The organism is Myxococcus sp. CA056 (assembly GCF_013336715.1).
In the GTDB taxonomy this organism is placed as follows: Bacteria; Myxococcota; Myxococcia; order Myxococcales; family Myxococcaceae; genus Myxococcus; species Myxococcus llanfairpwllgwyngyllgogerychwyrndrobwllllantysiliogogogochensis.
Window position 1 is genome coordinate 110,447 of sequence record NZ_JABUMT010000011.1, and the last position, 12,696, is coordinate 123,142.

The 12,696-nt window shown below is 67.5% G+C and carries 8 protein-coding genes; 3 read left to right on the plus strand and 5 right to left on the minus strand.

What is annotated here, in order from left to right; all coding sequences use genetic code 11:
- Nucleotides 1-37: 37 nt before the first annotated feature.
- From gltG to HUA76_RS32710, 4 genes are all read right to left on the minus strand, one after another.
- Complete coding sequence (gltG, locus tag HUA76_RS32695) at nucleotides 38-2,002, minus strand: adventurous gliding motility protein GltG (protein WP_141647494.1); 1,965 nt, start codon at nucleotides 2,000-2,002, stop codon at nucleotides 38-40.
- A gap of 78 nt (nucleotides 2,003-2,080) precedes the next feature.
- Entirely contained in the window at nucleotides 2,081-2,353 is a 273-nt protein-coding gene (gene cglF / locus HUA76_RS32700) for an adventurous gliding motility protein CglF (protein ID WP_174453616.1), read from the minus strand.
- A 125-nt stretch (nucleotides 2,354-2,478) separates the two neighbouring features.
- Complete coding sequence (gene gltE / locus HUA76_RS32705; RefSeq protein WP_174463061.1) at nucleotides 2,479-3,948, minus strand: adventurous gliding motility TPR repeat lipoprotein GltE; 1,470 nt, start codon at nucleotides 3,946-3,948, stop codon at nucleotides 2,479-2,481.
- The gene (locus HUA76_RS32710; RefSeq protein ID WP_174453614.1) at nucleotides 3,948-7,529 is read right to left on the minus strand and encodes a tetratricopeptide repeat protein; all 3,582 of its coding nucleotides are present in this window, start codon (nucleotides 7,527-7,529) and stop codon (nucleotides 3,948-3,950) included. The genes gltE and HUA76_RS32710 overlap by 1 nt, the downstream gene beginning before the upstream one ends.
- A gap of 282 nt (nucleotides 7,530-7,811) precedes the next feature.
- On the opposite strand from HUA76_RS32710, the gene HUA76_RS32715 reads away from it, so the two are divergent.
- From HUA76_RS32715 to cutA, 3 genes are all read left to right on the plus strand, one after another.
- Nucleotides 7,812-8,474 carry a hypothetical protein gene (locus tag HUA76_RS32715; protein ID WP_141647498.1) on the plus strand — a complete coding sequence of 221 codons (663 nt, stop codon included), beginning with the start codon at nucleotides 7,812-7,814 and terminating at the stop codon, nucleotides 8,472-8,474.
- 61 nt (nucleotides 8,475-8,535) lie between these two features.
- Nucleotides 8,536-9,501, plus strand: a complete 966-nt coding sequence (locus HUA76_RS32720) for an ATP-binding protein (protein ID WP_174453613.1) — start codon at nucleotides 8,536-8,538, stop codon at nucleotides 9,499-9,501.
- Nucleotides 9,502-9,511: 10 nt separating this feature from the next.
- The gene (gene cutA, locus HUA76_RS32725; protein ID WP_174463062.1) at nucleotides 9,512-9,838 is read left to right on the plus strand and encodes a divalent-cation tolerance protein CutA; all 327 of its coding nucleotides are present in this window, start codon (nucleotides 9,512-9,514) and stop codon (nucleotides 9,836-9,838) included.
- 27 nt (nucleotides 9,839-9,865) lie between these two features.
- Here cutA and HUA76_RS32730 read toward each other — a convergent pair whose 3' ends face one another.
- Nucleotides 9,866-12,553: an ATP-dependent Clp protease ATP-binding subunit gene (locus tag HUA76_RS32730; protein WP_174463063.1), complete on the minus strand. Its 2,688-nt coding sequence runs from the start codon at nucleotides 12,551-12,553 to the stop codon at nucleotides 9,866-9,868.
- Nucleotides 12,554-12,696: the final 143 nt, after the last annotated feature.

Genomic DNA, 12,696 nt, shown 5'->3' on the forward strand with positions numbered 1-12,696 from the left:
GGGGAAGGGCCGCCCGTGAAGCGGAGGAAGGCCGGCGCTAATCGCCGGACTGCTTGAAGATGAACGGATAGGTGACGACCACCACGCCACCGCCCTTGGGCTCGGGGAACTTCCAGGTGCGCACGCGACCGGCCACGCACGTCTCCAGCTCCGCGTTGCCCGCGGTGGACTGGGCCACCGAGGACGACGCCACGGAGCCAGTGGCGGTAATCACGAACTTCACGGCCACCTTGCCGCCCAGCTTCGGGAACCGGTTGAGGAGGCTTTCGTAGCAGTAGCGAATCTGCCCGCGGTTCATGTGGATGACCTTGCGGATGAGCTCCTTGTCCAGCGAGCCCATGACCTCCGGGTCGGACGAGGTGATGCCCACGTCCACGCTGGACTTGCCACCCAGCACGCCCACGCCCGTGCCGTAGCTGCCGGTGCCGCCGCCACGACCCTTGGTGCCGATACCGCCGATGCCGACGGTGTCACCGGTGCCGCCGCCACCACCGCCGGAGCCACGCAGGCCCAGGCCGCCGAAGCCACCCGAGTTGCCCGCCTTGGCGCCGAACATGTTGCCCATGGCGCTCTTCAGGTCGCCGCCCAGGCCCTTGCTGCCGAACACGGTGGAGATGCCGCCCTTGCCGCCGCCGAAAATCTTGGCGGTCAGCGCGCGCGCCTCGTCCTTCTTGTTCGGGTCGCCCTTGGGCGCGGTGCGGTTGTTGGTCTTGGGCGCGTCCTTCTTGCCCATCTGACCTTCGTCACCGCGGCTCTTGGCCGCCATCTCGCCGCTCTTCTTCGCTTCCTTCTGCTGATTGAGGCGCTCGAGGAACTTGTTCTTCTGCGCCTCGGGCGGCTTGATGAGGAACTTGGCGATGCGCGCCTGGTTGCCGGACAACTCGTCCGCGTACTCGTCACCCTCGCCCGTGCGGTTCATCGCGGTGATGACGAACGCGGTGGCCGCGAAGAACATCACCAGGAAGATGTTGAGCGCGGTGTAGTCCAGCGACTCGCCCAGCGGCGCCACGACGCGCTTGGGGACGGACTGGAAGCTCGCCTCCATCGTCACGCCGCCCAGGTCCACCCAGAAGAAGTCCTCCGCGTCGAGCGTGAGCGTGTACGCGTCACCCTCGTGCGAGGCCTTGCCGGACTCGATGACCGCCTTGAGCTCCTGCGTCTCGCCCTTGCGGACCAATTCGCCCTTCATCTTCCCCGTGAAGCGCACGACGAACGACTGACCGTCCGTGCGCAGCACGTCGAAGCGGGGAGCGCCGAACTTGGCGTCACCCATGACGAAGTCGACGCCTGCGGCGCTGCCCACCGTCACGAAGCGCTTGATACCCGGGGCGACGAAGAACTCGCCCACCCGCTGGTCACCCCAGCAGAAACGCAGCGACACACCCTGCGGACCGCTCGACTTGGAGCGGCGCACCGTGCGCACGCGGGGCGCGGCGTCGTCGACCGGGGCCTGCGTCGCGCGGGGAGCCGGCGCGGGCTCCTCGGCGGCGAGGATGGGGCTCTTCTGCGTGGGGGCGACGGAGGCGTCCAGCGCACCCGCGCTCGCGGCGGCGACGGGGGTGGGAAGGGACGACTCGGCGGCCTCGGCGGCGGCGGCCTGCGCCAGCCCCGTGGCGGCGGTGGTGGAGCCCAGCACGGGGTTCTTCTCCGTGGTGGTATCCGTGCTCGCCGCGGCCACGGCCAGGTTTGCAGCCGCGATGGCGGAGGGGTTCTCCAGCCGGATGGTGGTGGCACCCACCCGAATCTCGTCGCCGAACGACAGCAGGCCCTTGTTGACCCGCTTGTTGTTGACGTACGTCCCCTCGACGCTGCCCATGTCGATGATGGACATGGAGCCGTCGCCGGCGACCTCGATGACGGAGTGGATGCGGCTGACCTTCTCGTCCTCCAGGCACAGGTGCGCCGAGGACAGCCGGCCAATCTTGATGATGTCGCGCTCGTAGTCCTTGGTGGCGACCAGGGTGTCGCCCTTGAAGACCTTGAGTGTCAGGGGAACGGCCATGAGGGCTCCTGCGGAAGGTGGATGCTCGCTATGGACAACGCTCGCGCCGGAAGGTTCCCGCCGACGCACCGACGCTTGTTACAGCTCGCCCACGGACTGCATCACCTTGTCCTCGAAGTCCTCGCGGATGCGGATGAGGTTCGAGTGCTTCACCGTCTCACGCGCCTCGATGTACTCGCCGTCCGGTTTGGTGAGGTCGCCTTCGATGGTGTCGTCCTCGAAGTCGATGTTCGTCGTCTTGGAGTAGCGCACATTGCCCTCCGCGCCCCCACCTGACGGCTTGGCCGCATCATCCTGGGCGAAGGCCGGAGCCACCGCGAGCACCGCGCACAACATCAGAGCCTTCCGCATCACTGCCTCCCACAAGGGCCCCGCCGGGCCCGTTCGACGCCGCATGTCCAGACAACGGACAGCGAAGGTTCGCATCATCCCCCCGGGGCTCGCCACAGCGAAGGCACCCGGGGACATCCCAACTTTCACAGCAGGTCGTCTTCAGGCTCACCCGGCTCGGAAGGATCCGTCGTGCCTGCATTCTTCTTGTCCTGAGCACCCGCTGCGGGGGACTGAGGAGGGGCCGCCGGCGTCTGGGGCGAAGAGCCCCCCGCCGGAGTGGCCTGGGCGGAAGTGCCCGTGCCCGTGGCCGGAGCCGCCGCGGCGCCATTGGGCGCGGGGGCCTGGGGCGCCTGCTTCTTCTCCGCGGCCTGCATCTGGGCCTGCTGCTTCTTCTGGAGGTCCTCCATCTTCTTCGCCTGCTCTTCGGCCGCGACGGCCTCGCGCTTGGCGCTGACGATGGCCTCCGCCTCACGCAGCAGCCCGAAGACGGGGGCCTCGCCGGACAGGGCCACCTCTCCGCCCGCCGTGGCGATGTACCGCTTGTAGAGCTCCACGGCGCGCTCGGGGGCGTCCTTCACCTTGTGGAGGAGGATGGCGCGGTTGAGGTGGACGGCCGCCAGCTCCGGGTCCAGCTTCTCCGCCTCGTCATACTCCTGCATCGCCTTGTCGTACTGACCCTGGCCCTTGTAGGAGAGGCCCAGGTTCAGGTGCGCGGTGGCGTTCTTCCCGTCCGCCTGGAGGATGCGGCGCAGGTGCTCCTCGGCGCCGGGATAGTCCTCCGCGTCCAGCGACAGCTGCGCCAGCGCGACGTGCGACGGGACATAGTCCTCGCGCGCCTCCAGCGCCTTCTTGAAGGACAGCCGAGCGTCATCGGCATCACCCTCGCGCAGTTGGATGAGGCCCACCGAGTGGTGCAGCTCCGGGTCCGCTCCGTCCAGCTTCACGCCGCGCAGCGCCACCAGCTTCGCCATCGAAAGCTGCTTGCGGTCCAGGTAGCTGCGGATCATCACCTTCAGCGCGGTGGTGGACGTCGGATCTCTCATCAGCGCGCCACGGGCCAGCTCCATCGCCTTGTCGTGGTCGTTCTGCTGCCGGTAGATCTCCGCCAGGCGCGCGCGGGACTGCGCGTCGTCCGGATAACGCTGGAGGACCTCCTGGTAGAGGGCCACCGCGCCGGCCACGTTGCCGCCGTTCTGCTCCATGACGGCCAGGTTCTCGGACGCCTGGCGCAGCGAGGGCTTCTTGGTGAGCGCCGCCTTGTAGCGGGCCTTCGCCTCCGGGATGTTGCCCTGACGCTCGGCGATGACGCCCAGGTTGTACTCGGCCTCGGCGAGGTTCGCGTCGGACTCCAGCGCCGACTTGAACTTGCGCTCCAGCGCCGGGTAGTCGAACGCCTTGGCCTTCTTCTGCGTGTCGAAGGACTTCACCGCGTCCTCGAAGCGCGCCTTGGCCGTGTTGGAGATGGGCGGAGGCGGAGCGTCCTTCGGCTGCGCCGTGGGGTTCTTCGCCACGGGCGCGGGAGAAGTGGCCTTGGACGCGGTGCAGCCGGCGGCGATGAGCGACGCGGCCGCCAGGAGGGGGAACAGGCGCATGGTACGGGTCGTCCGGTTCATTAGAGGAAGTCCTCCGGCTCCTCGTCGGCCCCAGCCGCCTTGGCGGGCTTGGTGCCGTCCGGGGTGGAGGCGGTGGCCTTCGTGTCCACCTGGGTCTCTGTCTGCGAGCGCAGCTGCGCGGTGAGGTCCGTGAGGTCCTCCTGCAGCGCCTCCTTCTGGTTCTTCTGCTCCGCCACAGCCTTGGGCGCCGGCGGCGGCACGTCCTGGATGCCGGCCAGCACGTCACCACCGATGATCTGCTGGCGGCTCTTCAGCGCGACCTTCTCCTCCGGCATCTCCGGATAGCGGTCCGGCTGGTAGGTGGTGCGCAGCAGCTTCAAGCTCTCCGCGGCGCAGGCGTTGAACACGTCCAGCTCGCGGCTCTTCGCCACCGTGGCGGCGAACGCCTCCGTGGCCTTGTCCTTGAGCGGCTGGGCCTGGTTGGTGAACTCGTCGCGCAGCGCCTGCTGGGCCTCTTCGTCCAGGCCGCGCGGCATGGGCGCGTTGATGACGCTGTGGGCGAAGTGGTCATACGCCAGACCAATGCGGTTGAGCGCGCAGAGCGACGGCTCCGGAGCACCCAGGGACACCGTCTGCACGTACTTCTTCTCCACCACCTGCAGCGCGCGGCTCTTGTCCTGGATGCTGGCGCGGAAGCGGTCGGGCGACGGCGGCGCGCCCCAGTACAGCTTCAGGCGCTTGTACTCCGCCCAGTCCAGCTCCACGCCCAGGAACTGCGCCTGCGCGGCGGTGGCCAGCGCGGGCTTCTCCAGTGTGGTCTGCACGCGGCGGGGGAGCTGGTCGAAGTGCTCGCCCACGCGCTTGTACATGCGCGTCACGTCGCGCGACTTGTTCATCTTCTTGTACAGGTCGATGATCCGTCCCTCGGCGGTGAGGAACTTGCTGGCCGAGCGCATGTTGTCGCGCTCGTACTCTTCCAGCATCTTGATGGCCCGCATCGCCGCGCCGCTCTTACCGGTCAGCTCGATGATGGACAGACGGATGTCATCCGCGTCCTTCGCCTTCGGCCACAGCTCCAGGTAGCGCTCGCGGTTGCGCAGCGCCGCCTTCGTCTGGCCCAGGCCCTCGCGGTAGGTGGACGCGTTGAACAGCGCCACCTGCGCCTTGGCCTCGTCCCACTTCTGCGGCACCGCCGGCTTGTCGTCGCCGCCGCCCTTCCTGTTGGACTTGCTGGACTTGCTCGGGCGCGCCTTGCCGCCACCCTTCTCCGACACGCTGCGCTCGTAGCCCTTCACGTACAGCTCGTAGGTCGTCGCGGCCTGCTCGAAGTCGCCAATGGCCTCCAGCGCTTCCGCGTTGGCGTAGATGGAGTCCGGCACGTACTTGGAGCGCGGATACTGGGCGAAGAGCCGGGCCCGCACTTCAATCGTCTTATCCAGCATCTTCGCTTTGTAGTAGTCGACGGACGCGTTGTAGAGCGCCAGGTCGGCGATCTCCGTCTGCGGGAAGTCGTGCACGAAGTTGAGGTACGCCTCGGCCGCCTTGGAGAACTCCTTCTTCTCCTCCAACTGGCTGACCAGCTTGAACGACGACTGCTCAATCAGCTTGGCCAGGTCGTCGCGGAACTTGCCCGTGGCCAGCTTGTCGTTGGCGTAGAAGCGCCGCGCCCACTCGTTCACCTTCGCGAAGTCCTGGAGCAGGTTGTACGAGTCGAGGATGAGGTTGGCGCTGATCTCCGCGGCGCGGTCGCCGTTCTCGAACTTGTACTCGGGGTAGCCGAGCGCGATTTCGCTGAAGCGCAGCACCGCCTCGTCGAAGTGGTTGTGGCGGTAGTAGATGTTCGCCGCCTTGAAGGCGATCTCCACCCGCTTGTCACCCTTGGGCACGTACTTGAGGTAGCGCTCGCACGCATCCAACAGCGCCTTCTTCAGCGTGGGGATGGCGGCCTTCTTCGACAGGTCCGTGCCCACCGATTCGCTCTTCGCCTCGCCACGCGCCTCGGCGGCCTTGACGACCTCGTCGTAGGCCAGCACGGCGTTGTAGGACGCGTTCGGCAGCCACTTGCCCGGCTTGCCCGGCTTCAGCTTGCCCTTGTCGTCCTTGGCCTCCAGCACCTTGGCGTCCTGGAGCACGACGAGCGTGTAGTTGGCGGCGGCCTTCTCGTAGTTCTGCAGGTTGTCGTTGAGCAACTCCGCCCAGAAGAAGCGCAGGTCGTACGCCTTGGGGTTCTCCGGGAAGAGCGTGAGGTAGTCGCTGTAGACGGCGTCCGCGTAGCGGAACGTCTCCTCGTTGCGCGTCTTGCGGCCCTCGTTGTGCCAGGTGACGGCGAGGTTGGAGAGCGTGCGCTCGGACAGCTCCTTCGCCTCCGCGAGCAGCTTCTTGTCCTTGTCGTCCTTGATGACGCCGGAGCTTTCGACCTCCTTCATGATCTTCACGAGCCGGCGCACCTGGGCCACGGTGCGCTCCTTGTTGCCCATGCGAAGGATGCAGTCGACGATCTTCCCCTGGAAGCCGGGCGCCTCGGGCGACAACGGCTTTTCCTTGATGAGGGAGTTGAAGGTGATGGCCGCTTCGCGGTCCTTGCCGTCGCCGTAGTACATGTTGGCGAGCTGCTTGAGCATCGTGAAGCGGTCCTCCGGATTGGAGGCCACCTTGCCGAAGTCCGCGCGCGCCTGCGCCACGTCGCCCTCGTGCGCGTACGCTCGCACGTAGTCGGTCCGGGCCTCACGCACCAGCGAGCCTCGGCCGCTCTTGCCGCCGTCCTTCTCCACCGCGTTGGCGCCGGCCAGTTCGCCGTACAGCACCACCGTCTTGAACTTGTCCTTCGCCGCCGTGTAGTCGCCCAGGTTGTAGTGGCACCAGCCCTGCTTGTAGAGGGCGAACGCGTACACCTGGCTCTCCGGGAACTCGGCGGCCTTCTTGTAGGCCACCAGCGCCTTCTCCAACTCCGGGCGCTTTCCCTTGGAGTTGTTGAAGTAGTACTCGCCGAAGGCGAGGTACGCGTCCGGGATGTACTTGGACTTCGGGTGCTTCTCCACCAGGCGCTTGAAGGCGACCAGCGCCTTGCGGTCCTGGCCCTCCTCCATCAGGTACTGACCGAGGAAGAAGAGCACCTCGTCCGTGCGCTCGAACTTGGGGAACTCCTGGACAATCCGGGTGTACTGCTCGACGGCGAGCTTGCCGTACTCCTTCTGCTTCGCGACGAACTCCGCCTTCTCCGCCTTGGCCTGCTGCTGGCCCGCGGCGTCGTTGCGGTTCATCGCCTTGATGAGGTCGTCGTCCTTGCGGTTGGCCTCGAAGAAATAGAACTTCGACTCCTCCCAGTAGAACTCTCCCAGGCGGAACAGGAGGCTGGGGACCTCCTTCGGATCCGGCGACAGGGAGATGATCTTCTTCAGCGAGACGATCTGCTCGCGTCGCTTGGAGGCCACCTGCAGCTCCACGCCCAATCGGAATTGGTCGTACTGGAGCGCGGGGGCGACTTCTTCCTTCTTCTTCTCGCGGGTGATGTCGCCAGCCAGGGACTTGTCCACCGCGGTGGCGGACTTCTGGCCCAGGTCGGCGTCACGCGGCGCTTTCTTCTCCTGAGCGGCGGAGGCCGAGGCCAGGAGGACGAGGCAGACGAGGAGCGAACGGCGCATGGTCTTCCTAAGCGGGGGGGACCGGCGTCCCCGGTTGCCTACCAAACAGGCAAGTGGCCGGGAATCTTCGGGAATTTCCATTCGGGGAGAACCACTATGCGCGGTTTCCAAGTGCAGGGTCAACCCTGACTGGCTGGCCCCTCCAGAAGTGGAAAGCAGGCCGGCAAACTTCCAGAACTGCTGTGAAAAGGATGACAACACGGTTGCCTTGTCGGACCCACCGGGTATGGGGGAGCGGACGGCCGGCTGCCCGGTCGCCCTGCCTGGAGTGGGTGTCGGATCATGAGTCTGTTGCCGGAAAGCGCCAGCTTCGAGGAGCTGGTGCAGGACTACTTCCTCGCGGTGCGTGGCGCGGGGCTGATGCTCTCGGCATTGGACTCGGAGCTTCTGACATCCTGGGCCAGAGAAGGCGTTCCGTTCGAGGTGGTGGCGCGGGGCATCTCCCGCTCGGCGGAGAAGGCGCTGTGGGATGCGCGCCCCGGTGAGCCCGTGCTGCGAAACCTGCGTGCGTGTCGGCGGCAGGTAGACGCGGAGATCAAGAAGTACCGTTCGCTGACGGCGGGCGCGGGTGAGACACCGGCGCCGGAGGCTCCCTCGCGACGTCGGAAGGCGCTGTCGTGGGAGGAGACCCGACATGCCCGGCTCGTCGACGCGCTGGAGGACCTCGCGGGGCGGGAACAGGCCCTGGCGCCCCGGGTGGCGTGGCTGCGCGGCACGGTGCTGGCGAGCATTCCGGGGGAGCCCGCCGCGCTCGATGCGCAGGAAGCCCTGAGTTTCCTGGCGCTCCTGAGAGCCCTCCCCTTCCTGCAGCGACGCGAGGTGTGGCGTGACGCACTTTCGGTGGGTTCTGAACAGCAGGTGATGTCGGTGCGCGCGCGAAGGCTCTCCCGGCGCTTCCGGGTGGTGGCCGCGGTGCGACGGCGACTGGGTGTGAAGGAAGTCTGAGGGGGCGACACAACTACTGCTCGCCCGTTCAGTTTGCGAGGAGGCGGGGAAGGGCTCTGCTATGGCGATGCGCGAGACGGGTGTGGGAGCGAAGGCGACTGGGGAGGGGTGCCGCGTCTGTGCCGGCCGGACGTATGTCATCGAACGGCACGGAGACCAGGCGCAGGCGCGCGTGTGCGCATGCTCGGAGAACTGCTCCATCTGCGGCGGGCGCGGCCATGTGCTGGTGGAGCGAGAGGGCGTCTTCAGCCAGAAGGTGGGGCCCAAGCGCTACGAGGTGATGGAGCCCTGCACCTGCACGCGGCGGATGCGGCGGGTGACCATCTTCAACGACGTGCGGCTGCCCGGCGTGGTGGCGCACGCGTCCTTCGACAACTACCGCGCCTTCAACGAGGCCCAGGACCGGGGCCGCGGGGTGGCGATGCACTTCGGCCACCAGTACGTGAAGGGCGCCACGTCCAAGGGCTTCATCCTGAGCGGCCCGGTGGGCACCGGGAAGACGCACCTGCTCGCGGCCACGCTGGGCCACCTCGTCATCGAGATGGGAGTGCGCGCGCGCTACGTGGAGATTTCGCTCCTCTACGCCACCATCCGGCGGGGCTTCCAGGACGGCAAGAGCGGCGGAGAAATCATCGGGCCGCTGTCGGAGGTGGAGGTGCTGGCCATCGACGAACTGGGCAAGGGACGCGGCAGCCCGTTCGAGATGGAGACGCTGGATGAGCTCATCGCCCGCCGCTACAACGCGGGCCGCACCACGCTGTTCGCGACGAACTACTCGCTGGAGCCGGAGAAGAAGCAGCGCCCCCTGGGCCCCACCGGCTACCGGACGACGGAAGACGCCAAGGCGGTGGTGAAGGAAGCGGAGCTGCTGCGCGAGCGCGTGGGCGAGCGCATCTACAGCCGCCTCTGCGAGATGTGCACCTTCGTGGAGCTGCCCAAGGACACCCCTGACCGCCGACGCACGCGGCAGGAAATGGACACGCTCCACCAGCCCCCCACCGGCGGCATGCGCAGCGCCGGGCGGTGACTCGGGCGCCATGACCGACGCCATCCTGGTCCTCGTCACCGCGCCCTCCGCCGACAAGGCCGCGGAGCTGGCGAGGACCATCGTGGAAGAACAGCTCGCCGCCTGCGGCAACATCCTCCCCGGCCTTCGCTCCATCTATCGCTGGGAGGGCAAGGTGCAGGACGACGCGGAGGCACTCATCCTCTTCAAGACGAGAGCCGCGCTCTTCGACACCCTGCGCGCCCGCATCATCGAGTTCCACCCCTACCAGGTGCCCGAGGTGCTCCGCGTCGACATCGCCGATGGCCACGCGCCCTATCTCGCGTGGATTCTCGACAACACCCGCGCCTCGCCCTGAGCAGCACCACCGCGCGCGTCGAGCCACTCACGTGGCGGGTGGAACAGGAGTCTCGGGGGGCTTCGGCTCCGCCTCCGCGGGCGCTCCCGGTTCCGCCTTGAAGACGAAGTGTCCGTCCTGGAAGTCGACCCGGATGCGCTGGCCCTCACTCAGCTCACCGCGCAGCATCATCCGGCTGAGCTCCGTCTCCAGCTCGCGCTGGATGACGCGGCGAAGGGGACGTGCGCCATAGCGGGGCTCGAACCCCCTCTCGGCCAGCGAGTCGCGCGCCGCGTCCGTCAACTCCAGGCCCACGTTCTGCCCGTGCAGCTTGCGGCGCGTGGCCTCCAGCATCGTGTCGACGATGCGTCGGAGCTGCTCGGGGTTGAGCGGATGGAAGACGATGATTTCGTCGATGCGGTTGATGAACTCCGGCCGGAAGTGTCCGCGCAGCGCGTTCATCACCGCCTCGCTGGCCCGCTCCCTGACCGTCCGCTCCTCGTCCCCCGAGTTCTGGAAGCCGAGCGCCGCCCTCGCGGCCCCCATCGCCTCCGAGCCCAGGTTGGACGTCATGATGATGACCACGTTCTTGAAGTCCACGGTGCGGCCGCGTGAGTCCGTGAGCCGCCCGTCGTCGAGAATCTGCAGCAACAGGTTGAACACGTCCGGGTGCGCCTTCTCCACCTCGTCGAAGAGCAGCACCGAGTACGGCCTGCGACGCACGGCTTCCGTGAGTCGCCCCGCATCCTCGTAGCCCACATATCCCGGGGGCGCGCCGATGAGCCGGCTCGCCGTGTGGCGCTCCTGGAACTCGGACATGTCCAGGCGAATCATCGCGGCCTCGTCGTTGAACAGATACTCGGCCAGCGCGCGCGCCGTCTCCGTCTTGCCCACGCCCGTGGGCCCCAGGAACAGGAACGAGCCGATGGGACGATTCGGGTCCTTCAAGCCCGCGCGAGCCCGGCGCACCGCCTCGGAGATGGCGCGCAGTGCGTCCTCCTGTCCCACCACGCGCTGCTTCAGCGCATCCTCCATCTCCAACAGTCGCTGTCCCTCTTCCTGTTGCAGCTTCCGCGCGGGGATGCCCGTCCACTCGCTCACCACCGTGGCGATGTCCTCCGGCGTCACGGCGGGTTCGGTGACACCTCGCTTGAGCTGCCACTGCGTGCGCAGGCCTTCCAGCTCCGTGCGCAGCGTGTCGAGTTCGCCCTTGAGTCGGCTCGCCTCTTCGTAGCGCTCCCCTGCCACCGCCGCGCTCTTGTCCTTCTCCTTCTGCGCGAGCATCGCCTCCACCTCACCCAGCCGGTCCGGCGCGGTGCGTGCGCCCAGCCGCACCATGGCCGAGGCCTCGTCGAGCAGGTCGATGGCCTTGTCCGGCAGGAACCGGTCATTGACGTACTTGTCGGACAGCTCGACGGACGCGGTGAGCGACGTGTCGAGAATCTTCACGCGGTGATGCGCCTCGTACGCATCGCGCAGTCCTCGCAGGATTTCGATGGCCTGCTCCGGCGTGGGCTCGGCCACCATGACGGGCTGGAAGCGGCGCTCCAGGGCGGCGTCCTTCTCGATGTTCTTCCGATACTCATCCAGCGTCGTGGCCCCCAGGCACTGCAGCTCTCCGCGAGCCAGCGCCGGCTTGAGCAGGTTGGACGCATCCACCGCGCCCTCGGCACCGCCGGCGCCCACCACCGTGTGCACCTCGTCGATGAAGAGGATGATCTGCCCCTTGAGGGCGCGAATCTCGTCCATCAGTCCCTTGAAGCGCTCCTCGAACTCGCCCCGGAACTTCGTGCCGCCCAGGACACTCCCCAGGTCCAGCGACAGCACGCGCTTGTCCTTGAGCACCTCGGGGACCTCTCCCGCGACGATGCGCTGGGCCAGCCCCTCCGCGATGGCCGTCTTGCCCACGCCCGGCTCACCGATGAGCACCGGATTGTTCTTCGTCTTGCGACTCAGGATGCGAATGACGCGACTGATTTCCTTCTCGCGCCCGATGACCGGGTCCAACTCTCCCGCGCGCGCCAGCACCGACAAGTCCCTGGTGAAGCGTGTCAGGTTCGGCGGAAGCCCTCCGCTTCCCTGCCGCCCACCGACTCCCGCCGAGGGCGCCGCGGGGCCGCCCACCGAGGCGACCAGGCGCTTGCGCAGCTCATTGACGTCGACGCCCGAGAGGAACTGCGCCGCGTAGCTCTCCGCCTCCATCAGGATGCCGAGCAGCAGGTGCTCCGGTCCAATGAAGCTATGCCCCATCTGGAGCGCCTGGAGGCGGGCAATCTGGAGCACGCGCTTGACGCCCGAGGACAGCGTCACCCCCTGGGCCTTGCGCGGCTCGCGGCGGGGCATCACCGCGTCCAGGCGCGCCTCGAACTCGTCCACGGGCGCGCCTGCGTGCTTCAGCGACTCGCGCAGCTCCGGAACGGAGTGGAGCAAGGACAGCAACAGGTGCTCGATGCGCATCCGCTCGTAGCCCGAGTCGAGCGTCATCCGCGCCGAGCGCTCCAGCACCTGCTGCGCCATCTCCGACAGCTGCGTCAGCAGATTCTCCCGGCCCCGAGGGCGAGGGCCCATCATCTGCTCGACGAGGCTCTCCAGGCTGCCGAACCCCTTGGCGTCCCCCAGCCCCACGCCCATCGCGCTCGCGCAGTGGTTGCAGAAGTTGAGGATGGCTTCCTGCCCGTTCATCCGCTTCTTGAGCATGACCGCGGCTGGACGGGTCCGGCAGTTCTGACACAGCATGGTCGACGACCTCCGCGCTCCACTCCCGGGCAAGCTAGGAATGGCGCGGGCCGAGGACCACGGAAGGCCGCTTCACGAAGGGCGGGCATCCTGACGAGGCCTCATCCTCTCTCTCGTGAGAGGCGCTCTCACGACTCCACCGC

Bases quoted from the DNA above. Each gene is read 5' to 3' on its own strand.
- gltG (WP_141647494.1), bottom strand. From the start codon at position 2,002: ATGGCCGTTCCCCTGACACTCAAGGTCTTCAAGGGCGACACCCTGGTC.
- cglF (WP_174453616.1), bottom strand. From the start codon at position 2,353: ATGCGGAAGGCTCTGATGTTGTGCGCGGTGCTCGCGGTGGCTCCGGCC.
- gltE (WP_174463061.1), bottom strand. From the start codon at position 3,948: ATGAACCGGACGACCCGTACCATGCGCCTGTTCCCCCTCCTGGCGGCC.
- HUA76_RS32710 (WP_174453614.1), bottom strand. From the start codon at position 7,529: ATGCGCCGTTCGCTCCTCGTCTGCCTCGTCCTCCTGGCCTCGGCCTCC.
- HUA76_RS32715 (WP_141647498.1), top strand. From the start codon at position 7,812: ATGAGTCTGTTGCCGGAAAGCGCCAGCTTCGAGGAGCTGGTGCAGGAC.
- HUA76_RS32720 (WP_174453613.1), top strand. From the start codon at position 8,536: ATGGCGATGCGCGAGACGGGTGTGGGAGCGAAGGCGACTGGGGAGGGG.
- cutA (WP_174463062.1), top strand. From the start codon at position 9,512: ATGACCGACGCCATCCTGGTCCTCGTCACCGCGCCCTCCGCCGACAAG.
- HUA76_RS32730 (WP_174463063.1), bottom strand. From the start codon at position 12,553: ATGCTGTGTCAGAACTGCCGGACCCGTCCAGCCGCGGTCATGCTCAAG.